This window comes from Bradyrhizobium cajani, assembly GCF_009759665.1.
Taxonomy (GTDB): Bacteria; Pseudomonadota; Alphaproteobacteria; order Rhizobiales; family Xanthobacteraceae; genus Bradyrhizobium; species Bradyrhizobium cajani.
In genome coordinates this window covers 69,123-92,072 of the sequence record NZ_WQNE01000026.1, presented here as the reverse complement: position 1 = coordinate 92,072, position 22,950 = coordinate 69,123, and the positions used below count along the sequence as shown (strand labels likewise).

General features: G+C 64.9%; 17 protein-coding genes and 1 pseudogene. 7 read left to right on the top strand and 11 right to left on the bottom strand.

Features of this window, described 5'->3' with window-relative positions:
• Positions 1-7: 7 nt before the first annotated feature.
• From GPL20_RS26780 to GPL20_RS26765, 4 genes are all read right to left on the bottom strand, one after another.
• Positions 8-490, bottom strand: coding sequence for a tripartite tricarboxylate transporter TctB family protein (locus GPL20_RS26780; RefSeq protein ID WP_157333274.1), 483 nt, complete (start codon positions 488-490; stop codon positions 8-10).
• A gap of 280 nt (positions 491-770) precedes the next feature.
• Positions 771-1,763: a Bug family tripartite tricarboxylate transporter substrate binding protein gene (locus tag GPL20_RS26775; RefSeq protein WP_157333272.1), complete on the bottom strand. Its 993-nt coding sequence runs from the start codon at positions 1,761-1,763 to the stop codon at positions 771-773.
• A gap of 51 nt (positions 1,764-1,814) precedes the next feature.
• The gene (locus GPL20_RS26770) at positions 1,815-3,074 is read right to left on the bottom strand and encodes a CaiB/BaiF CoA transferase family protein (RefSeq protein WP_157333269.1); all 1,260 of its coding nucleotides are present in this window, start codon (positions 3,072-3,074) and stop codon (positions 1,815-1,817) included.
• Positions 3,075-3,083: 9 nt separating this feature from the next.
• Complete coding sequence (locus tag GPL20_RS26765) at positions 3,084-3,878, bottom strand: enoyl-CoA hydratase/isomerase family protein (protein WP_157333267.1); 795 nt, start codon at positions 3,876-3,878, stop codon at positions 3,084-3,086.
• 118 nt (positions 3,879-3,996) lie between these two features.
• Between GPL20_RS26765 and GPL20_RS26760 the strand changes: the two genes are divergently transcribed.
• The 3 genes from GPL20_RS26760 to GPL20_RS26750 all read left to right on the top strand — a co-directional run bounded on the left by GPL20_RS26760 (position 3,997) and on the right by GPL20_RS26750 (position 9,241).
• Complete coding sequence (locus GPL20_RS26760) at positions 3,997-4,662, top strand: GntR family transcriptional regulator (protein WP_157333265.1); 666 nt, start codon at positions 3,997-3,999, stop codon at positions 4,660-4,662.
• 276 nt (positions 4,663-4,938) lie between these two features.
• Positions 4,939-7,953, top strand: a complete 3,015-nt coding sequence (locus tag GPL20_RS26755) for an autotransporter outer membrane beta-barrel domain-containing protein (protein ID WP_157333263.1) — start codon at positions 4,939-4,941, stop codon at positions 7,951-7,953.
• Positions 7,954-8,269: 316 nt separating this feature from the next.
• Positions 8,270-9,241 carry an MBL fold metallo-hydrolase gene (locus GPL20_RS26750; RefSeq protein WP_157333252.1) on the top strand — a complete coding sequence of 324 codons (972 nt, stop codon included), beginning with the start codon at positions 8,270-8,272 and terminating at the stop codon, positions 9,239-9,241.
• A 54-nt stretch (positions 9,242-9,295) separates the two neighbouring features.
• On the opposite strand, the gene GPL20_RS26745 is transcribed toward GPL20_RS26750, so the two are convergent.
• Both GPL20_RS26745 and GPL20_RS26740 read right to left on the bottom strand, forming a co-directional pair.
• Positions 9,296-12,442, bottom strand: coding sequence for an efflux RND transporter permease subunit (locus GPL20_RS26745; RefSeq protein ID WP_157333250.1), 3,147 nt, complete (start codon positions 12,440-12,442; stop codon positions 9,296-9,298).
• Between the two features lie 5 nt (positions 12,443-12,447).
• Positions 12,448-13,560: pseudogene (locus GPL20_RS26740) on the bottom strand (efflux RND transporter periplasmic adaptor subunit).
• A gap of 359 nt (positions 13,561-13,919) precedes the next feature.
• On the opposite strand from GPL20_RS26740, the gene GPL20_RS26735 reads away from it, so the two are divergent.
• Positions 13,920-14,513 carry a TetR/AcrR family transcriptional regulator gene (locus GPL20_RS26735; RefSeq protein WP_157333248.1) on the top strand — a complete coding sequence of 198 codons (594 nt, stop codon included), beginning with the start codon at positions 13,920-13,922 and terminating at the stop codon, positions 14,511-14,513.
• 7 nt (positions 14,514-14,520) lie between these two features.
• Here GPL20_RS26735 and GPL20_RS26730 read toward each other — a convergent pair whose 3' ends face one another.
• From GPL20_RS26730 to GPL20_RS26710, 5 genes are all read right to left on the bottom strand, one after another.
• The gene (locus GPL20_RS26730; protein WP_157333245.1) at positions 14,521-15,240 is read right to left on the bottom strand and encodes a haloacid dehalogenase type II; all 720 of its coding nucleotides are present in this window, start codon (positions 15,238-15,240) and stop codon (positions 14,521-14,523) included.
• A gap of 136 nt (positions 15,241-15,376) precedes the next feature.
• Positions 15,377-16,378, bottom strand: a complete 1,002-nt coding sequence (glpX, locus tag GPL20_RS26725) for a class II fructose-bisphosphatase (protein WP_157333243.1) — start codon at positions 16,376-16,378, stop codon at positions 15,377-15,379.
• An 84-nt stretch (positions 16,379-16,462) separates the two neighbouring features.
• Entirely contained in the window at positions 16,463-17,779 is a 1,317-nt protein-coding gene (locus tag GPL20_RS26720; RefSeq protein ID WP_157333241.1) for a homoserine dehydrogenase, read from the bottom strand.
• A 29-nt stretch (positions 17,780-17,808) separates the two neighbouring features.
• Positions 17,809-19,029, bottom strand: a complete 1,221-nt coding sequence (locus tag GPL20_RS26715; protein ID WP_063683711.1) for an LL-diaminopimelate aminotransferase — start codon at positions 19,027-19,029, stop codon at positions 17,809-17,811.
• A 217-nt stretch (positions 19,030-19,246) separates the two neighbouring features.
• A complete protein-coding gene (locus GPL20_RS26710; protein ID WP_254125860.1) occupies positions 19,247-19,522 on the bottom strand; it encodes a hypothetical protein in 276 nt (91 codons plus the stop codon).
• A 252-nt stretch (positions 19,523-19,774) separates the two neighbouring features.
• Between GPL20_RS26710 and GPL20_RS26705 the strand changes: the two genes are divergently transcribed.
• From GPL20_RS26705 to GPL20_RS26695, 3 genes are all read left to right on the top strand, one after another.
• Positions 19,775-21,583, top strand: a complete 1,809-nt coding sequence (locus GPL20_RS26705; protein WP_157333239.1) for a PHA/PHB synthase family protein — start codon at positions 19,775-19,777, stop codon at positions 21,581-21,583.
• Between the two features lie 64 nt (positions 21,584-21,647).
• Positions 21,648-22,046 (top strand): MAPEG family protein, encoded by a 399-nt coding sequence (locus GPL20_RS26700; protein ID WP_157333237.1) that lies wholly within the window; start codon positions 21,648-21,650, stop codon positions 22,044-22,046.
• A gap of 34 nt (positions 22,047-22,080) precedes the next feature.
• Complete coding sequence (locus GPL20_RS26695; RefSeq protein WP_157333235.1) at positions 22,081-22,947, top strand: ornithine carbamoyltransferase; 867 nt, start codon at positions 22,081-22,083, stop codon at positions 22,945-22,947.
• Positions 22,948-22,950 lie beyond the last annotated feature (3 nt).

Genomic DNA, 22,950 nt, shown 5'->3' with positions numbered 1-22,950 from the left:
CTCTCCGTCAGAACCCGAGGGCGGCAGCGAGCGCGCCGTGCGGCAAGCTCACCTGGAACATGCGCTCGAACACGACGTAGAGCGCAAGTGCCGTTGCCGCCGCCATGGCCAGCGCACGCGGCACGGATTGATGTTTTGGGATCGCCAGCACCGCGAAGACATACAGTGCCGATGCGACGTACATCCCGGCCAGCGGGATCGCGGCAACGAAGAGCGCGGCCGGCACGAACAGGCCGGCAAGCCGGCGCAGCTCGATCGGCGTGATCGCGATGGGAACGCTTGCCAGTGTCGGGGCCGGCAGCACGCCCCGCGCCAGATTGTAGAGGCTCCCGAGCACGATGATGATGCCGGTCAGGAACGGAAACGTGCCGGCCTCTACCCCCGCGCTCGACCAGCCGATGCCGTTGTCGAGGCTGGAGACGATGACGGCTACGCCAAAGCCGCCGGTGAGGACGGCGGTCGCAAGTTCAAGAGCGCGGCGGGAGATCATGGGCAGCTCCGCTCCGGTGTCGAACAATCGCCGGCTAAGGCGCACGCGTCTTTCGCAAGCACTCGGTGTCGTCCCTGCGAACGCAGGGACCTATAACCCCAGGGAGGAATTTGACGAAGACTTGACGTGACATCCACATCGGTACGACGACCAACACTCCTCGAGAGATCACGCGGTATGGGTCCCTGCGCCTCCGTGCGCAATTGCGCACTAGGCAGGGACGACAGCGGAGTTGGTGGGTAAGACCCGCTCCCATCGAAGCTGGTGCGACAGCCCCGCCTCACTTGACCAGCCAGCCCTGCTCGCCCGCAACCTGCTTGACGTGTTCGAGGTCCTCCTTGATGAACTTGTCGAACTCGGCGCCGGTCAGGAACGTGTCGACCTGGGAGGTCTTCTCGATGTAGTCCTTCCACTCCGGCGTCGCCTGCACCTTCTTCATGAGGTCGACATAGAACGCGGCCTGGTCCGGCGTGACCTTGCCGGGCAGCCAGACCGTCCGCGGCTGCTCATATTGCTTGATGTCGAGCCCCTGCTCGATGCAGGTCGGAACGTCGCTCCAGCCTTCCGTCGCGGTGACCTTGGCACCCTGCGGCAACCGCTTCGGACTGAAGACGCAAAGCGGACGCTGCGTGCCGCCGCGCCATTGCCCGAGGCTTTCGCTGGGGTTGTTGACGTGGGAATCGAGGTGTCCGCCAGCGAGCTGCACGGCCGTCTCAGCGCCGCTCTTGAACGGGATATAGGTCAGCTTGATATGCCCGGCCTTCTCGATCATGCGGGTCAGCACCTCGTCGGTGTCCTTGGACTGCGCGCCGCCCATCTTGAATTCGCCCGAGGCAGCCGCCTTGAGATAATCGCCTGCCGTCTTGTACGGTGCGTCCTGCTTGACCCAGAGCAGGAACTCGTCCTGCGCCATCGCCGCGATCGGAGTGAGATCGGTGTAGTTGAAGGCGACCTTGGAGACGAGCGGCTGCTGCCAGGCGTTCGAGGTGCCGAAGATCACCTTGTGGGGATCGCCCGCGGACGCCTTGCCGTAGACGTAGCCTTCGGCGCCGCTGCCGCCACCCTTGTTGACGACGACGATCGGCTGCTCCGTCAGCTTGTGCTTGGTGATGATGTTCTGCACGGCGCGTGCGAGATTGTCGGTGCCGCCGCCCGGCCCGGCGGTGGCCACGAACTCGATCGGCTTTTGCGGTTGCCAGGCGCTGAACGCCGGCGTCGCGCCGGCGAGCACGGCTGCGGCCGCGGAAAGCAGAAACGTTGACGTCCGACCCATGATTTCCTCCAGCTTTTTCTGTTTTGTTTTGTGTATTGTATCGTCGTCCGCTCAGGCGACGCGTTCCTCGCGTCTTCCTGAGGCCAGCACGATTGCGCCTTCTTGTTCGAGCGCTTCGATCTGCCTCTGGTCGAACCCGTACTCGGCCAGCACCTCGCGTGTATGCTCACCGTAGACCGGCGCGCCCGACAGCACTTTGCCCGGGGTCTCCGAAAACTTGACGGGAAGACCGATCGTCTTCACCGGGCCGAGCGTGGAGTGCTCGACCTCGACGACCATCTCGCGCGCCAGCGTCTGCGGATCGCTCAAGGCCTCCAGCATGTCGTGCACGGGCCCGCATGGCACGCCCTTCTCGTCCAGTGCCGCAAGCCAATGTGCGCGCGATTGGGTGCGGAAGCGTTCGCTCAGGACTGCTTCGAGCTCCTTCAGGTGCGCCATGCGGTCGGCCCCGGTCACGAAGCGCGGATCGGCGGCGAGCTCGCTGGCGCCGAGCGCTTCCAGCATCAAGAGCCAGTGCTTCTTGTTGGCGCCGCCGACCACGAGCCAGCCGTCGGAGGCCTCGAAGGCCTGGTATGGCGCGTTGAGCGGATGCGCCGAGCCCATCGCCCGCGGTGCTGTGCCAGCGGCGAGCGCGATGGTCGACTGCCAATAGGTCTGCACCAGCGCGGCTTCATAAAGCGAGGTCTCGACCCACTGCCCCTCGCCGGTCTTGAGGCGGTGCGTATAGGCCGCGAGAATGCCCATGCTCGCGAGCAGGCCGGCGGTGATGTCCGACAGCGGCGGTCCGCATTTGACGGGCGGACCGTCGGGACGTTCGCCGGTAAAGCTCATGATGCCGCTCATGGCCTGCGCGACCAGATCGAATCCGCGGCGATCTTTGTAGGGGCCGGTGCGGCCGAAGCCTGATAGCGAGCAGTAAATCAGCGCCGGGAATTGCTCGTGCAGATGCTCGTAGCCGAAGCCGAGGCGCTCCATGGCGCCCGGCGCAAAGTTCTCGACAAGCACGTCGGCGTCCGCGATCAGCCGTCGCAGCACCTGCTTGCCGCCGTCGGTTTTCAGGTCCAAAACGATGCCGCGCTTGTTGCGGTTCATCATCAGAAAGGAGGCCGCCTCCTCGCCGATCTTCGGCGGCACCGAATGGCGGGTGTCGTCGCCATTCGGCCATTTCTCGATCTTGATGACGTCGGCGCCCATGTCGGCGAGCATCAAGGTGCAGGTCGGCCCTGCCATGACATGGGTGAGGTCGATGACCTTGAGGCCGGCGAGCGGCCCCGAGCGGCGGGAGGTGGATTGCGATCGATCGCTCTGCATCGGCCCGTCCTATTGGCCGCGCCATTGCGGCGCGCGCTTGTTGAGGAAAGCATCGAGCCCTTCGCGAAAATCCTGGCTCGTGTAGCACATCAGGATCAGGTCCTCGCCCTCGTCCCGCGTCAGCCGCCTTTGCAGGCGAGCCACGGCCTGCTTGGTCGCATTCAGCGTCAGCGGCGCGTGGCTGGCGAGCAGCCGGGCGACTTCATCTGCGCGTCGCTCGAGCGCCGCAAGATCGTCGACGACCTCGCCGAGCAGGCCGACGCTTGCGGCCTCCGCAGCATCGACCAGGCGGGCGGTGAAGATCAGATCCTTGACGCGCGCCGCGCCGATGAGTGCGGTGAGACGGCTGACATTGGACATCGACAGGCAATTGCCGAGCGTCCGGGCGATGGGAAATCCGATCTTCGCGCTTCTGGTGCCGATGCGCAGATCGCAGGCCGCGGCGATGCCCGCCCCGCCTCCGGTGCAGAACCCGTTGATGGCCGCGATCGTCGGCACCCGGCACTGCTCCAGCGTGGTCAGCACCCGATCGATGCGGTTCTCGTAGTCGATCGCGTCCTGCGGTGTCTTGAACTCGCGGAACTGGTTGATGTCGGTGCCGGACGCAAACGCCTTGTCACCGGCCCCGCGCAGCACCAGCACCTTGATTGCATGGTCGCGGTTGGCCTCCTCGCAGATCGCGGCGAGCCGCTCGTACATGGCGAAGGTGAAGGCGTTACGGGCCTGCGGGCGGTTGAAGGTGATCCGCCCAATGCCGTCCTGGCGCTCGAATATGAGGTCTTCCGCCTCCACCTGCTGGTCCATTTCCTCATGTCCCTTTCTGTCTTTTACATTTTTGAATGCAAAATTGGGAATATTCAAGCTGGAACTTGCGGATTTTCGCATATAACTTCACATTTTGAATGCAAACGGACCAAGACCCATGCTTCATGAAGAAGTCGTCGGCCGCATCCGCGCCATCCTGCTCGACGGCGAAATCCCGCCGGGCGCGCGGATTCCCGAGCGCGAGCTGTGCGAACGGCTGCAGATCTCGCGCACGCCGCTTCGCGAAGCGCTCAAGGTGCTGGCCGCCGAAGGCCTCGTGCAGCTGCTGCCGCATCGCGGCTCGCGCGCGGCGAAGCTGACCGACAAGGACATGCGCGACCTGTTCGAGGTCTGCCAGGGCCTCGAGGCCCTTGCCGGCGAGCTCGCCTGCGAGCGCATCACGGACGCAGAGCTCGACGAGATCGCCGCTGCGCATGCGGACATGGTGCGGCATTATCGCGAGGGCGATCTGATCCAGTACTACCGCGGCAACCGCGCCATTCACGAAGCCATCGTCACCGCTGCCGGCAATCCGGTGCTCGCGGGGCTCTACGCCTCCGTGACCGCGCGCATCCGCCGCGCGCGCTACGTCACGCCGATGACGCCGCAGCGCTGGGCGCTCGCCGTGAAGGAGCACGAAGCGATCCTCAACGCACTCCAGCGTCGCGACGGCACCGGCCTCTCCCACATCCTGCGTGCGCATCTCCGCCACAAGCGCGAAGAGGTGCTGCAGGCGGGCTTTGCCGAGACGGAAGGAAATGAGCCGACGCTGCGGATTGCGTGAGGGGGCGACGCGGCGGCACCGGCCTTGAGCGGGCTGCCCGGAAAACGTGCAACCTTCTGTTGCCCGACAATCACACCACCCGGAAATCGCCGGTCAGGCCGGCGATGGGAGGTGTCTCCGGTGGTCCGCCGGTGGCGAAACAGCTACGCATGTCTCGTTTGAAATATTTGGCAATGCATTGCATCGGGGCGCCCTGTGGAATTGGCAATTGGGGTTGGCGGCTGGCGTCCCACGCGGTGGGCGATCTCCATCAAGGCGTTGTTGGCGAGTACGGCATTGACGGCGGCGCTGCCCGTCGCGGCGGTGGGTCTGCTCACGGCGATCTCTAATCAGGCGGCCGCGCAGACCTGGAATGGCGGCCCCGGATTTTGGGCCGCAGCCGGAAGCTGGACGCCGGCCACCGTTCCAAACGCAGTCGACGCTGTGGCGACATTCAATGCGACGATCCCGAACCAAGGTCCACAGGTCAATCTACAGGCCGGGACGTTCACGATCGGCACGTTGAATCTGAACTCTTCAGCCACGAACAGCAATTTCGGCTTCGTCAACGGCACCCTGATCATGGGGACCAGCGCGGGCTCGGCCGCGATCAATGTGCAATCAAGCAATCCGTTCCTGAGCGGCGATATTACGGCCGGCGGCGTTCTTCAGCTCAATTCGAACACCGTCATCACGACGGCGTCTGCGAGTGCGGAGTTTCTGGTCGACAGCACTGGCCAGATCACAGGTCCCGGCAGCTTGACGGTCGCGGGTCCCGGCAGGGTGACGCTGAACAGCGCCAACACCTATGCGGGCGGTACCACGGTCACGGGCGGGACGCTGACCGGCGGACACGCAACCGCGGGCTCGATCGACGCGTTCGGGGCCGGTGCCATGACCATGAGCGGCGGCACATTGCGCACGACGGTCACTGGGACGCTGGCCAACGATATCACCTTCACAGCCGGCACGACCTCGACATTGTCGGCGGCAGCCGGCACAACTCTGTTGGCGGCGGGCGGCATGAACGTGGCGAACGCTCATCTGCAGTTCGGATCCGCAGCGGATACGGGAACCGTGCAATTGCAGATCGCGGTCGGCACGGCCGTAGGCACGGGTACGACGCTCGCAGTCAACGGCGGCACGCTGCAGGCAATTGACGGCATAATGTCGTTTTTCACAGGCAACGCCGGCTCAACGACGGTGGCCGCAGGCGCGGTCCTCGATTACAACGACCATACCAGTGCCCTCCGCAATCTGCTTGGCGCAGGAACGGTGAACACCGGGTCCAGTGCCGCGACCATTATAGCCATTACGAATGGCGATTTCGGTGGTGTCATCCAAGGCGCCGGGCGCCTGAGCCTGAGCCTCGGCCTCTCCGGCACCGTGACGTTGACCGGCGCCAACACCTACACCGGTGGGACCATCATTAATTCGGGCCACACGCTGCAGCTCGGCAATGGCGGCACCACCGGTTCGATCGTCGGCAATGTCGCCAACAACGGCACGTTCGCCATCAACCGCTCGAACGTTCTCGCCCTCACAGGCGTGATCAGCGGCACCGGTGCATTGGAGCAGAATGGCACCGGCATCACGGCGCTATCGGCGGTCAACACCTACACCGGGGCAACAACGGTCAATAACGGAATCCTTGCTGTCAATGGCTCGATTGCATCATCGATCCTCACGACCGTAAACGCGAATGGCTCGCTAACCGGCGGCGGCGCTGTGGGCGCCGCTCAGATCAACGCGGGTGCCGTTTTCTCGCCCGGCGCCCCAGGCACGCCGGGAACGTCCATGACGCTGGCAAGCCTCGCGATGCAGTCCGGGGCGACGTATTTTGTCTATGCGAACCCCACGACGTCGACCTTTGCCAATGTGACCGGCAATGCGAGCCTCGGCGGCGCCACCGTCGCTGCGGACTTTGCCGCCGGAAGCTATGTCGCGAAGCAGTATACCATTCTCAGCGCGGGCAGCATCGGCGGCACGTTCGATCCCACGGTCTTGAATTTCGGCCTGCCGTCGGGCTTCACCACCACGCTGAGCTACGACGCAACCCACACCCACGCATATCTGAACCTCGTGCTGAACTTCGCGCCTCCGTCCGGCAACCTGAACGGCAATCAGCAGAATGTCGGCAACGCGATCATCAACTTCTTCAACAGCAACGGCACCATCCCGATCGCATTCGGCGGCCTGACGCCCGCCGGCCTGACTCAGCTCTCCGGCGAGGTCGGCAGCGCGCCGCAGCAGGCGACGTTCAACGCCATGAACCAGTTCATGGGTGTGATGACGGATCCGTTCATCGCGGGCCGCGGCGATCCCGTCAGTGCGGGCGGCGCGCCGAATGCCTATGCGGATGAGACAGCCTTTACGGATCAGGCAGCCCTGGCCTACGCGCGCAAGCGCAAGCCGAACGACGCGCTGGCTGCGATCTACACCAAGGCACCGGTCGCACCGTCGTTCGAGCAGCGCTGGAGCGTCTGGGCGGCGGGCTTTGGCGGCGCGCAGCAGACCGACGGCAACGCCGTCGTCGGATCGAACACCACCACAAGCAATCTCTACGGCACCGCTGTCGGTGCGGATTATCGCATCTCCCGCGATACGCTGGTCGGCTTCGCGCTCGCCGGCGGTGGTACCAATTTTACCGTGGCGAACGCGCTTGGCGGCGGCCGGTCCGACCTGTTCCAGGCCGGCGCCTTCTTCCGGCACATCATTGGGCCTGCCTACATCGCCGGCGCGCTGGCCTATGGCTGGCAGGACATCACGACCGATCGCACCGTGACGGCGGCCGGCGTCGACCGCCTGCGCGCCGAGTTCAATGCCAACACCTATTCCGGCCGGCTCGAAGGCGGCTATCGCTTCGTCACGCAGGGCGTCGGTCTCACGCCTTACGCCGCAGCACAGTTCACCACCTTCGATCTGCCGGCCTACGCCGAGCAGGCCATCGTCGGCAGCAATCAGTTTGCGCTGGCCTATGGCGCCAGGAGCGTCACCGACACCCGCACCGAGCTCGGCCTGCGCACCGACAAATCCTTCGCTCAGGCCGACGGCATCGTCACGCTGCGCGGACGGCTGGCCTGGGCGCATGATTTCAATCCGGACCGCGCCATTGGCGCCACGTTCCAGACGCTGCCCGGTGCGAGCTTCGTCGTGAACGGCGCGGCGATGGCCTCGGACTCCGCGCTGGTGACCGGATCGGTCGAGAAGAAGTGGCTGAACGGCTGGTCGGCCGCCGGCACGTTCGAGGGCGAGTTCTCGAACGTCACGCGCTCCTACGCCGGCAAAGGCGTGGTCCGATACGCCTGGTGATGTCGCCTGCGGGCGCTTCGCGAGGACAGACGGCCGAGATGCAGCTACCTCGTGCGCTTCGTCGACGCCTGCGCGGGCGCGCGCCGTCCTGACATCAAGATTGTGTGCCTCGCATCGCGCGGCCAGCAGACACAATGGCGACACAATCATTGGTGCGCGCCTGGAGTGGTGCCTTCATCTCGGCAAGCCGCGCTCGTCACCAAAAACCAATTCCACTTGCTAGCTCGTCTGGACCGGAGCAGCATCCGACCATCGGCGCAGGCCGAACACAACGCGCGAACAATCGCGCAATAAAAGACAAAAGCGGAGAAAACGCATGACAATCGATGTCTCTCGTCGGTCGCTGCTCGCACTCGGAGCCGGCCTCGGCGCCAGCGCCATGCTCGGCAGCAGCGCATTGGCGCGGGCTCCCAAGCTCGGCACCCAGACGCCCTACTGGCACCGCTTCATTCTCGGCGATGCGGAAGTGACCGTCGTGTCCGATGGGCCGCTGCCGCTCGGCGATCCCTCCGGGACCTTCACCGGCGTTCCCAAGGAAGAGGTGAAGAAGATGCTGGCGGACAATTTCCTGTCGCCGGACAATGTCGTGCTCGAGCAGAACTCGCCGATCGTGAACACCGGCGACAAGCTCATCCTGTTCGATACCGGCATGGGCAGCTCAAAAATGTTCGGCGCCAGCACCGGGCGGCAGCAGAAGAGCATGACCGAGGCCGGCATCAAGCCGGGGGACATCGATGCCGTGGTCTGCTCGCATGCCCATATCGACCACATCGGGGGCATCGTCGACGAAGGTGGCAAGCCGCTGTTCCCGAACGCGCAGATCTACATCTCCCAGACCGATTTCGACTTCTGGACCGATGAAGGCAAGCTTGGCAGTCCGGCCAAGGACTTCGTCGTTCACGCCCGCAAGAATCTTCTGCCGGTCCGCGACCGCATCGTGTTCTTCAAGGACGGGCAGGAATTCCTGCCGGGCGTGCAGGCGATCGCAGCGCCCGGTCATACTGTCGGCCACACCATCTTCATGGTCAGTTCGGCCGGCAAGTCTTTTGCTTTCCTCGGCGATCTCTCGCACCATTCGGTGCTGCTGCTGGAGCGGCCGCGGATGGAATTCTCCTACGACACAGATCCCAAGCAAGCAGCTGAATCGCGCGTGAAACTGCTCACGATGCTTGCGGCCAACAAGACGCCGGTGATGTCCTATCACTTCGCCTGGCCGGGCTACGGCCATGTCGCCAAGGCAGGTGAAGGCTTCCACTATTACCCCGAACCGATGCGGATGACGTTGTAGCTCGCCAGATCAGGTCCGGGCAGCGCAGCCGTGCCGCCCGGGCCCGTGATGCTGCTATTCCGCGGGCTCCGCGACCGCGAGAGGCTTCGACGTGGCTGCGTCAGGCCGCGCGCCCGGAAATATCCGCCGGACCAGAACGAACAGCGCCGGAACGAAGAAGATGCCGAGGACGGTTGCCGCGATCATGCCGCCAGCGACCCCGATGCCGACCGCGTTCTGGCTGGCGGAGCCCGCGCCCGTCGCCACCGCCAGCGGCAGCACGCCGAGGATGAAGGCGAGCGACGTCATCAGGATCGGGCGCAGCCGCTGGCGCGCCGCGTGCAGCGTGGCATCGACGAGGCTGCGGCCGGCAGCGATCTGCTCCAGCGCGAATTCGACGATCAGGATCGCGTTCTTCGCGGCAAGGCCGATCGTGGTGAGCAGGCCGACCTGAAAATACACGTCGTTGGCCTGGCCGAACAGCGTCGCAGCAAGCAGCGCGCCGAGCACGCCGATCGGCACCGTCAGCATGACCGCGAACGGGACCGACCAGCTCTCATACAGCGCAGCGAGGCTGAGGAACACGATCAGGAGCGAGATCGAATAGAGGTACAGCGTCTGGCTGCCGATGAGCCGCTCCTGGAACGACAACCCGGTCCATTCATGGCCGTAGCCCTTGGGCAGCTTGGCCATCTGCTCCTCCACCGCCTGCATGGCGACGCCCGAGCTGATGCCCGGCCCCGCCTGGCCCTGGATCTCGACGGCGGCAACGCCGTTGTAGCGCTCCAGGCGCGGCGAGCCGAAGCTCCAGCGATCGCTGGCCAGCGCCGAGAACGGCACCATCGAGCCGGAGGCGTTGCGGACGTACCAGCGGCCGATGTCGCTGGTGTCCATCCGGAACGGCGCGTCGCTCTGCACATAGACCTGCTTGACGCGGCCGCGGTCGATGAAGTCGTTGACATAGGCGCCGCCCCAGGCCGCCGACAGCGTGGCGTTGAGATCGCTCAGGTTCACGCCGAGTGCCGTGGCCTTGGCCTGATCGACGTCGAGGTTGAATTGCGGCGTATCGTCCTGACCGTTCGGCCGTGCCTGCGCCACGCGCTTGTCCGCCGCGAGCTGGCCGAGCAGCTGGTTGCGCGCCTGGATCAGCGCCTCGTGGCCGTTGCCGCCGGTGTCCTGGAGATAGACGTCGAAGCCGCCGGAATTGCCGAAACCGGGAATCGGGGGCGGCAGCACGGCAAACACCATCGCATCACGGATCTTCGCGAACGCACCCATGGCGCGTCCGACCACGGCCTGCGCCGAGGTCGACGGATGCTTGCGCTCGTCGAACGGTTTCAGGCTGACGAAGGCAAGGCCAACGTTCTGCCCCTGCCCCGCAAAGCTGAAGCCATTGACCGCGAACACGCCTTCCACGGCGTCCTTCTCGTTGTCGAGATATTGATGCTCGACCTGCTTGATGACATCGAGCGTGCGTGTCGAGGTGGCGCCGACCGGAAGCTGGATCAGGGTCATGATCGTGCCCTGGTCCTCCTCGGGCAGGAACGAGCTCGGCAGCCGCTGGAACAGGACGACCATGCCGGCGATGATCGCCACGAAGGCGATCAGGACGCCGGCGACGCGCCTGATCGCGCCGCCCGCGGCGCGCTGATAGCCGTCGGCCATCCGGTCGAAGCCACGGTTGAACAGGCCGAAGAAACCGCGCCGGGTGCCGTGATGTTTTGCCGGCTTCAGGATGGTGGCGCACAGCGCCGGTGTCAGCACCAGCGCCACCAGCACGGAGAGCAGCATCGCCGTGACGATGGTCAGCGCGAACTGCCGGTAGATGATGCCGACCGAGCCGTTGAAGAACGCCATGGGGATGAACACGGCCGAGAGCACGACGCCGATGCCGACCAGTGCGCCGGTGATCTCGCGCATGGATTTCTCGGTCGCCTCGCGCGGACCGAGCTGCTCCTCGGCCATCACGCGCTCGACGTTCTCGACCACGACGATGGCGTCGTCGACCAGCAGGCCGATCGCCAGCACCATCGCGAACATCGTCAGCGTGTTGATGGAATAGCCGGCAAGCGACAGCACGCCGAAGGTCCCGAGCAGCACCACGGGCACCGCGATGGTCGGAATGATGGTGGCCCGCCAGCTCTGGAGGAACACGAACATGACGACGAAGACGAGGACGATCGCCTCGAACAGCGTGTGCACCACCTTCTCGATCGACAGCTTGACGAAGGGTGTCGTGTCGTAGGGGTAGATGACGCGAAGCCCCTCCGGCATGGTAGCGCCGAGCTCGGCAATGCGCGCCTTCACAGCCTCCGAGGTTGCGACCGCATTGGCGCCGGTTGCAAGGCTGATGCCCATGCCCGCGGCTGGCTTGCCGTTGTAGCGCGCGGTTGAATCGTAGGATTTCGAACCGAGCTCGACGCGCGCGACATCGCCGATGCGCACCACCTGGCCCGACGACGCCGTGCGCAGGATGATGTCCTTGAACTGCTCGACCGTCTGCAAGCGGCTCTGCGAGGTAATGGTGGCATTGAGCTGCTGGCCGCCGACGGCCGGCAGGCCACCGAGCTGGCCGGCCGTGACCTGCGTGTTCTGGGTCTGGATCGCCGCGGTGACATCGCCCGGCATCAGATTGTACTTGGCCAGCTTGTCGGGATCGAGCCAGATGCGCATGGCGTATTCGGCGCCGAACAACGTCACCTGGCCGACGCCGGCGACGCGGCTGATGGGATCGTTGACCGAGGACGCCACGTAGTCGGCGATGTCGCTGGCGGCGAGCCTGCCGTCCTCGGAGACGAAGCCGAGCACCATCAGGAAGCTCGCCGACGACTTCACCACCTTGATGCCTTGCTGCTGCACGACCTGCGGCAGCAGCGGGGTGGCGAGCTGGAGCTTGTTCTGCACCTGCACCTGGGCGATGTCGGCATCGGCCTCGTTGGTGAACGTCAGCGATATCTGCACGACGCCGGTCGAGGTGCTCGACGAGGACATGTACTGGAGATAGTCGAGGCCGGTCATGTTCTGCTCGATGACCTTGGTCACCGAGTTCTCGGCGGTCTGGGCGTTCGCACCGGGATAGGTCGCCGTGATCGTGACGACGGTCGGCGCGATCTGCGGATATTGCGCGATCGGCAGGCGCATGATCGCGAGCACGCCAACCAGCATGATTAGGATGGCGATGACCCAGGCGAAGATCGGCCGCTTGATGAAGAAATGCGACATGACGATTACTGCCCGGTTGCGCCGGCGGCCGGCCGTGCATCGGCCTGCCGAGTCGGGTTCATTGTCAGGCCGGTTGCCGGATCGACCGCAACCTCGACGGTCTTGACGGGGGCACCGGGGCGCACCTTCTGCGTTCCCTCGACCACCAGGCGATCGCCCGATTTGGCGCCGGAGCGGACCAGCCAATTGCCATCGACGTCCTCGCCGAGATCCAGCGTCCGCTGCTCGATCTTGCCGTCCTTGTCCACGAACATCGCGACCGCCTGCCCCAGCGGATTGCGCGACACCGCCCGCTGCGGCACCAGGATCGCAGCCGGATCGACGCCGGCGACGACGCGCGCGCGCACATACATGCCGGGCAGCAGTGCGCGCTCGGGATTGGCGAAGATCGCGCGCGATGAGACCGAGCCGGTGCTTTCGTTGACGCTCGCGTCCGTAAAGCCGTATTTGCCCTTGTGACCGTAGGTTTTGCCGCTCTCCATCAAGAGCTCGACCTGCACGCCCTCGGCCGGCCGCTTGAGCTTTCCGCTCGCGATCTGGCTGCGCAGCCGCTCCATCTCGGAGGTCGACTGATCGAGATCGACATAGACCGGGTCGAGCTGCTGGATCGTCGTCATCGCGGTCGCCTAGCTCGCGGTGACGAGCGCACCGGGCGTGATGGTCGACTTGCCGATCCGGCCCGAGATCGACGCGGCGACCTTGGTGCGATCCAGCGCGATCTCGGCGGTGTCGCGGTTGGCCTCAGCGGCCTTCAGATCGGCCTCGCCCTGCTTGTAGGCGGCGACCGCATCGTCCACGTCCTGCTGGCTTGCCGCGTTGGTCTGCAGCAGCTGGGTCTTGCGCGCGGCCTTCAGTTTGACACTGACGACCGTTGCCTCGGCCCGCTGCACCGACGCCTCGGCGTTCGCCAGCGCCGCCTTGTACTGGACCGGGTCGATCTCGTAGAGCAGGTCGCCCTCCTTGACCTCGGCGCCCTCCACGAAGTCGCGCTTGAGCAGGATGCCGGTGACCTGCGGCCGGACTTCCGAGACCTGGTAGGCGACGACGCGGCCCGGCAGGACGGTCGAGACCTTCGCCTCCTGCGGCTTCAGCGTCACGACGCCGACCTCGGGCGCCATCTGTTGCGACGCCGGCATCTGGCTCTGCTCGCCGCAGGCCGCGAGCGACAGCAGGGCAATCAACGGAACGGCGTGGGCGATCGGTCGACGCATGATCATGATCCATGGGTGAGCTTGCGGCCCTTCGAGAGGGATCGCGCACGGAAACGTTTGGAAACTATTCAGTTTCCGCTTGGAAACTTGGTAGTTTCCTTCCCCGAAGTCAAGTGCTATGCTCTCTACACATTCCGTTCAAACAGTCGTGAAGCGGCTCACATCTGGCGGCAGGTCTTATGGCGAGGACATCGGAAAATCGCAGCCGCTCTGGCGGCAATCGTTCTTCAGACCGGAGCTTTGGCCTCCCCGCCCCTGACGCGCGCATGACGCAATTGCTGGCGGCGGCGAAAGACACTTTCACCAGCAAGGGTTTTGGCGCGACGACGATGGACGACATCGCCGCGGCCGCCGGGATGTCCAAGAAGACGCTCTACAAATTGTTCGAGAGCAAGACCGAGCTCTTCCGGGCCATGCTGCTGCGCAGCCTGCCCGAAGCCGATTTCGCAGATGCTGCTCTGGAAGGATCACCAGTGGCCCGGCTTCGAAATACGCTCCGTGAGGCTGCCGACGTGGCGCTATCGCCGGGCGAGATCGCGCTGCAGCGCCTGATCATCGGCGAACGCCAGGCCTCGCCTGCACTGGGGCGCATGTTCGCCGAGGTCATCATGGAGAGCGGCACGGAGCATATCATCGAGCTCCTCAAGACGGTCCGTCTCGAGCCTCGTTTCGACGGCGTGCCGCTGCGCCTCATCGCCGAGATGCTGTTCGGCATGGTGTTCGGCCACGACCATTTCAGGCTGCTGACCGACACCGGATTCAAGCTCAATCGCCGCGTGCTAGACCGGCGGATCGATCTTGCGATTGCAACGTTCTGCGTGCCTGACGATCGGGCCGGTCAGCCGCCGCGCTCGGATTGAGCGAGCGTCAGCACCCAAGCCTGTCGGCGATCCCGCCAAAATCCTTCGCGACGATGTCCCAGTTGCCGGTGGCTTCGAAATCGACCTTCTGAAGCGGACCATATTCGGTCGGCCGCGCCACGAAGGCGGTCTTCAGCCCGTTCTTCTGCGCGGCGGCAAGATCGCCGTTGTGGGCGGCGACTATCATCACTTCGTCCGGCTTGAGACAAAGCAGCCGCGCGGCCCCAAGATAGGTTTCCGGATCGGGCTTGTAGTGCTCGAACAGTTCGGCCGACAGAATGAGGTCCCACGGCAGGCCGGCGAACTTCGCCATGTTGGTGAGCAGCGCGACGTTGCCGTTCGACAGCGGCGAGATGACGAATTTCGTCTTCAACCGAGTCAGGCCGGCGACGCTGTCGGGCCAGGGATTGAGGCGGTGCCAGCCCTTGGTGAGGTAATCGAGATCGGCTTCAGTGAGGCCCTTAATCGCAAACTGCGCGACCAGCTTGTCCAGCGAGCGGCGGTGCAGATCGTCGAGCATGACATAGCCGCGCTCGGGATGTTTGCGCACCTCGTCCATCGAAGCCATGTACATGCCGCGCCAGCCGTCGACCAAAGCGGTCCAGTCGGCGCTGATGCCGCGCTGCCTGCCCCACCACATGAAGTCGGTGATGAGGCTGGTGCGCCAGTCAACGACGGTGCCGAACACGTCGAAGACCAGGGCTTTGACGGCGGTGAGATCGGACATGTGCGCTTCCCGGTTATTTTTATCGTTGTCATTCCGGGGCGCGCATAGCGCGAGCCCGGAATCCATTTCACACCAGCCTCTGCCGCCTGATGGATTCCGGGTTCTCGCTTCGCGAGCCCCGGAATGACGGACAGCGTCAGTCCAAATGGAACTTCGCGAGCTCGCGGTGCTCGGCCTTGATGTAGCGCACGGTGCCGGTGACGGAGCGCATCACCACCGTCTCGGTCTCGATCACGCCGTCCTTGCGGAATTTCACGCCCGACAGCAGCGAGCCCGTGGTGACGCCGGTGGCCGCGAACAGGCAGTCGCCGCGCGCCATGTCCTCGATGCCGTAGATCATCTTGGGATCGTTGACGCCCATCTTGGCGGCGCGCTCGCGCTTCTCGTCGGAATCGAGGATCAGGCGGCACTGCATCTGGCCGCCGATACAGCGCAGCGCCACGGCCGCAAGCACGCCTTCCGGCGCGCCGCCGGTGCCGAGATACATGTCGACGCCGGTGTTGTCGGGGTCGGCGCAGTGGATCACGCCGGCGACGTCACCATCGGTGATGAGGCGGACTGCGGCGCCGGTCGAGCGCACGCTCGAGATGATGTCGGCATGGCGCGGGCGGTCGAGCACGAGAACGGTGATCGCTTCGGGCTTGACGCCCTTGGCTTTCGCGAGGCGGCGGACGTTGTCGGCCGGGGTGGCATCGAGATCGACGACGCCCTTGTCGTAGCCCGGGCCGATCGCGAGCTTCTGCATGTAGACGTCGGGCGCGTGGAGCAGCGTGCCGCCGTCGGCCATCGCCATGGTCGCGATCGCGCCCGGCATGTTCTTGGCGCACAGCGTGGTGCCTTCGAGCGGGTCGACCGCGATATCGACCTCGGGCCCTGCCTTGAGGCCGACCTGCTCGCCGATATAGAGCATCGGCGCCTCGTCGCGCTCGCCCTCGCCGATCACGATGGTGCCCTGGATAGGCAGCTTGTTGAGCTCGCGCCGCATGGCGTCCACGGCGGCCTGGTCGGCGGCCTTCTCATTGCCGTGGCCGCGCAGCCGCGCCGACGATACCGCCGCCCGCTCCGTCACCCGCACGATCTCCAGCGTGAGGATGCGCTCGAGCAACGCTTGCGGCGGGACTGAAATATGGGTCGACATCGGCTCACTCCTTCAAACAGTTCGGGACAGAAGTCTCTGCCCGCATCAATTCGCAACGCCCACGGTTCGTTCGTTCAAACCGCCTCAGTTCTTCTCGATCCGGATGACTTGCGGCCGTCCGCTGATCACCTTGTCGCGCTGCACGGCGGCGAGCGCGCGGCGCACGGCGTCCTCATGCGTGGCATAGGTGATCAGGATGACGGGCACCGGCGCCGCCTTGCCGGTCGCCGGCGCAGCGCCGCCATTGGGATGACGCTGCACGATCGACTCGATCGAAATCTTCTGCTCCGCGAGCCGGGTCGCGATCGCGGCCGCAGTGCCCGGGAAATCGCGCGCCAGGAGGCGGATGTAGTAGCCGCCTTCGTGCCGCTCCATCGGCGCCTTCGTGGTGTCGTGGAGGTGCGAAATCGGCCGGCCGAACGGATTCGCGCGGATGCCGCGCGCGACGTCGGCGATATCGGCGACGACCGCCGATGCGGTCGCAGCACCGCCGGCGCCGGGACCGACCAGCGTGATCGGCGGAATCCCCTCGCCATCGATCGTGACCGCATTGGTGACACCCATCACCTGCGCGATCGAGGAGGATTTTGGAACCATGGTCGGATGCACGCGCTGCTCGATGCCCTTGGCGGTGCGGACGGCAACGCCGAGCAGCTTGACGCGATAGCCGAGATCAGCCGCAGCACGTAAATCTTCCGGCGCAATGGACGAGATACCTTCGACATACACGGCGCTTTGAGCAACTTTCGTGCCGAAGGCGAGGCTGGCAAGAATGGCGAGCTTCTGGGCGGTATCATGACCGTCGACGTCGAAGGACGGATCGGCTTCGGCATAGCCGAGCCGCTGCGCATCCTTCAGGCATTCGGCGAAGGACAGGCCCTCCTGCTCCATCCGCGTCAGGATGTAATTGCAGGTGCCGTTGAGGATGCCGTAGACGCGGTTGACGCCGGTTCCCGCAAGTCCTTCGCGCAACGTTTTGATGACAGGGATCGCGGCGCCGACCGCTGCCTCGAAATTCAGCGCGCCGCCGTGCTTTTCAGCCGCCTTGGCGAGCTTGATGCCGTGCTTGGCAAGCAGCGCCTTGTTGGCGGTGACGACCGACTTGCCGGCATTCAGCGCCGCTTCAACCGCAGCCAGTGCCGGATCTCCGGCGCCGCCCATCAGCTCGACGAAGCAATCGACCTCAGGATGGGTGGCAAGCGCGAGCGGATCCTTCGCCCATTCGACGCCGCGCAGGTCTACGCCGCGCTTCTTCGCCTTGGAGCGCGCCGTGACGGCGACGACGCGAATGCCCCGGCCGCTGCGGCCCGCGAGCACGCGCGCCTGCGTTTCGATCAAACGGACAACTTCGGCACCCACGGTGCCGAGCCCCGCTATGCCCACTTTCAGGGGTGCGACCATGATGCCTTACGAGAACCTGTCGAAGAGAATTAGCGCCGGTTGGCGAGCGGAACGACGTTGTGCAACGTTTCGATGCCGCTTTCAAGGAAGCGCCGCACGCCGCGCGCGGCCTGCCTGATCCGTTGCTCGTTTTCCACCATGGCGATGCGGACATATCCTTCACCATGCTCGCCGAAGCCGACGCCGGGCGAAACCGCGACGCCGGACTTCTCGACCATCAGGGTGGCGAACTGCATGCTGCCGACGCTGCGGAAGGCTTCCGGCAACGGCACCCAGGCGAACATCGAGGCCTCCGGCGGCGGGATCTCCCAGCCGGCGCGGCCGAATGATTCCACCAGCGCGTCGCGGCGCTTGCGGTAGGTGTCGCGCATCTCCTTGATGCAGTCGTCGGGGCCGTTCAGCGCGGCGGTCGCGGCGACCTGCACCGGCGTGAAGGCGCCGTAGTCGAGATAGGATTTGACGCGGGCGAGCGCGGCGATCACGCGCTCGTTGCCGACCGCAAAGCCCATGCGCCAGCCGGCCATCGAATAGGTCTTCGACATCGAGGTGAACTCGACGGTGACGTCCATCGCGCCCGGCACCTGGAGCACCGAGGGCGGCGGGTTGCTCTCGTCGAAATAGACCTCGGCATAGGCGAGATCGGACAGGATCAGGATCTCGTGCTTCTTCGCGAACGCGACGAGGTCCTTGTAGAAATCGAGGCTCGCGACATAGGCGGTCGGGTTCGAGGGATAGCAGACGACGAGCGCCAGCGGCTTCGGGATCGAATGCACGATCGCCCGCTCCACCGCCTCGAAGAACTGCGGCGTCGGCTCGGAGGGCACCGAGCGGATCACCCCGCCCGCCATCAAAAAGCCGAAGGCGTGAATCGGATAGCTCGGGTTGGGACAGAGGATGACGTCCCCCGGCGCGGTGATCGCCTGGGCCACGTTGGCGAAGCCCTCCTTCGAGCCGAGCGTCGCCACGACCTGGGTATCGGGGTTGAGCTTCACGCCGAAGCGGCGGGCGTAATAGGCGGCCTGGGCCCTGCGCAGGCCGGGGATGCCGCGGGAGGCCGAGTAGCGGTCGGTGCGCGGCTTGCCGAGCGTCTCCTTGAGCTTCTCCAGCACGTGCGGCGGGGCCGGCAGGTCCGGATTGCCCATGCCGAGGTCGATGATGTCGGCGCCGGCATTCCGCGCGGCCGCCTTGGCCCGGTTGACCTGCTCGAACACGTAAGGCGGAAGGCGGCGGATGCGGTAAAACTCTTCCATGGCTCTCTGGGCTCCGGGGGCAACCGGTCAGGACAGAATCGACAGGCCGCGACGGCCGCCCGGGAAAGACGCTCGGCCCTCGCCTAAAATCACTCAAAATCAAACATTTAGAGTAATTTTAAACAGCAGGAGCTGAGGTCGTTCGTCCTGACTCTCGGCTGAACTGAGGTCTTTTAGCACGGCAAGACGGGGGCGCCAGCGATTACCTTGCAACGCCTCATTTGGCGTCCTTGGCGGCAACGGCCTGGCGGTCGCGCGCAGCGGCAAGCTCGGCTTCGATCTTGGCGCGCTGCTCCGGCGGGATGATGGCCTGGTCACGGTCCGGCGGCAGGTCATGCACCGGCAGGTAGCTGCCGGGCTCCCTGGGATGCGCCTGCGCGTCCGCGGGCGTCATATCCGCGAGCTGACTCGAACATCCGCCCAGCACAAGCGCCACCATCAGCAGCGCGCCGCAGATCGGCAGCGACTTTTGAACATCCCTCAACGCCAACACTCGGGAAATCCCCTACTCGTCCCAACGCCCGGCTGTTGGAAGCTTAACCAACAACCGACCCGCGCTCAAACCATTGCTGCCCAAATGGTGCGAGCGACAAAACATCCAAGGCCCACCAACCCTCACGGTGCGGCCTGATTGTGACGGAACCAAGAAAACTTATCGCAGTGCAGCACATCTTCGAGAGTGTTTAACGCCAAACGTGCCAGCTTCGCGGTGACGAATACGGAATGAATCGTTACTGTTCTGCTCATGAGCACTGCCACGACCGACACGCCCAAATCCCAGACGAAGTTCGATGCGGAAGCCTTCGCGATGAATGTCGCGCGGGCGATGGAGAGCGGCGGCAAGGCGCTGGCTGCCTACCTCAAGCCGCGCGAGAGCGGCGAGGTGCAGGACCGCCCGCCGGCCGAGCTCACCGAAGTCGTCAAGACCTTCACCTCCGTCGCCGAATACTGGCTGTCGGACACCGCGCGCTCGTCCGATCTCCAGACCAAGCTCGCCAAGGACTATCTCGACCTCTGGGGCTCGGCGGTGCGGCGCATGGCCGGCCAGGAGGCCCCGCCCGCGATCGCGCCCTCGCCGCGCGACAAGCGCTTCGCCGATCCGGAATGGACGTCGAACCAGTTCTTCGATTTCGTGATGCAGCTCTACCTGCTCACGACCAAATGGGCGCAGGAGCTGGTGCGCGACGCCGACGGGCTCGATCCGCAGACCCGCCGCAAGGCCGAGTTCTACGTCCAGCAGGTCACCAACGCGCTGTCGCCTTCGAACTTCGTGCTGACCAATCCGGAAGTGCTGCGCGAGACGATGGCGAGCAGCGGCGAAAACCTCGCGCGCGGACTGACGATGCTGGCGGAGGACATCGCGGCCGGCAAGGGCATGCTGAAGATCCGCCAGTCCAATCCGGACAATCTCGTCGTCGGCGTCAACATGGCGACGACGCCGGGCAAGGTGATCTACCAGAACGAGATGATGCAGCTGATCCAGTACGCGCCGACGACGGAGAAGGTGCTGCGCACCCCGCTCCTGATCGTGCCGCCCTGGATCAACAAGTTCTACATTCTCGATCTCAAGCCGGAGAAGTCCTACATCAAGTGGTGCGTCGACCAGGGCATCACCGTGTTCGTGATCTCATGGGTCAATCCCGACAAGCGGCTCGGCAACAAGAGCTGGGAAGACTACATGAAGGAAGGCCCGCTCACGGCGATGGACGTGATCGAGAAGGTCACCGGCGAGATGAAGGTACACACCGCCGGCTATTGCGTCGGCGGCACGATGCTCGCGACGACGCTGGCCTGGCTTGCCGAGAAGCGCCGCCAGCGCGTGGCCTCGGCGACGTTCTTTGCGGCACAGGTCGACTTCACCCATGCCGGCGACCTCCTCGTCTTCGTCGACGAGGAGCAGATCGCAGCCCTCGAGCAGGACATGAAGGCGGCCGGCGTGCTCGAAGGCTCGAAGATGGCGATGGCCTTCAACATGCTTCGCTCCAACGATCTGATCTGGTCCTACGTCGTCAGCAACTATCTGAAGGGCCAGCAGCCGAGCGCGTTCGACCTGCTGCACTGGAATTCGGATGCAACCCGGATGACCGCGGCGAACCATTCCTACTATTTGCGCAATTGCTATCTGGAGAACCGGCTCTCCACCGGCACGATGGTGCTCGACAACACGCTGCTCGATCTCTCCAAGGTCAAGGTGCCCGTCTACAATCTGGCGACGCGCGAGGACCACATCGCGCCGGCGGAATCGGTGCTGTACGGCTCGCAATTCTTCGGCGGCCCGGTGAAATACGTACTGTCGGGCTCGGGCCACATCGCCGGCGTGGTCAATCCGCCGGCCTCCAACAAGTACCAGTACTGGACCAACGACAACATCAAGGACGTCAGCGTCGCCGAATGGATGAAGGGCGCCGTGGAGCACAAGGGCTCGTGGTGGCCCGACTGGCGCGAGTGGCTGGGCGCACTCGATCCGGAAGAGGTCCCGGCGCGCGCGGTCGGCAGCGAGGTGCTCGCCCCGATCGAGGAAGCCCCGGGCAGCTATGTCAAGGTTCGCGCGTAGCGCAAACGGCCGCGCTCTTGTATAGACTCGCTGTCGGCACAGCGACGACGAAGGGGACCGGACTATGACGCGCGAATTGTTCTGGCTGACACTGACGGTGATCCTGACCGGCGTCCTCTGGATTCCCTACATCGTCAACCGCTGCCAGGTCCGCGGCCTCGGCGGCGCCATGGCCAACCCCTCGCGCGGCGACAAGCCGCATGCCGAGTGGGCGAACAGGCTGATGTTCGCGCATGACAATGCGGTCGAGAACCTCGTGATCTTCGCGCCGCTGGTCCTGATCCTGAACGCGATCGACTATTCCACCAAATGGACCGTGCTCGCCTGCGCCGTTTATTTCTGGGCCCGCGTCGCGCATCTCATCGTCTACACGCTCGGCCTGCCGGTGTTCCGCACGCTGGCCTTCACCGTCGGCTTCCTCGCCCAGGCCGTGCTGGCGCTGGCGATCTTCAAGGTGCTCTGAGCACGCGTTTCGACACGTGTGATGGCGCATAACGATGGATCATGTGCCCGCCCGGGATTTTCTTGAATTCCACGACCTCGGCGCGGACACGATCCTGTCCATCATCGACCGCGCGCAGGTACTCGCGGGGGCATGGAGCGACCGCGCGATGCCCCAGTGTCTCGCCGGCAAGCGCGCGGCACTGATCGCTGACGACGGCGGATGGAGGAATACCACTGCCTTCGAGCTCGGCGTGAAGGCCATGGGCGGCATCTGCGTAAGCGCGCCAGTCAGATTCAACACCGGCGAGGCGACGGCCGATCTCGCCAAATATCTCGACAACTGGTTCGATGTCCTGATGGTGCGTACCAGGGAGCTGTCGGCCCTGCGCGAGCTCGCGTCCCACGCCGATGCGCCGGTCGTCAATGCGAGAACGCGATCGAACCACCCCTGCGAAACGCTCGGCGATCTCGCCTATGTCAGGAGCAGGCGGGCAAACCTGGACGGACTGAAAGTCGTCGGCGTGGCGCCGGCCGCGAACATCCTGCGGTCATGGGTCGAAGCGTCCATCGTGCTGCCGCTCCAGGTGATCCAGATCTATCCGGCAGAGTGGCATATCGAGGACATCGCGAGTCCGAACTTTACCGCCACAACCTGCCTGGACGCCTTGCACGATGCGGACGTGATCATCACGGATTGCTGGCCCGACGGCGTGCGCCAGGATCGGCTTCTCGAGTACCAGATATCGGCATCGCTCCTCGACAAATGCCGGCCCGACGTCATTTTCCTGCCCTGTCCGCCCGTCACCCGGGGCCAGGAAGTCAGCGCCGATGCAATGTCGCACCGCGCCTGCCAGAGCCCGGCTGCGAAAGCCTGCCTTCTGCACGCGCAGAACGCCTTGCTCGAATGGATCGTCGCCTAGTCC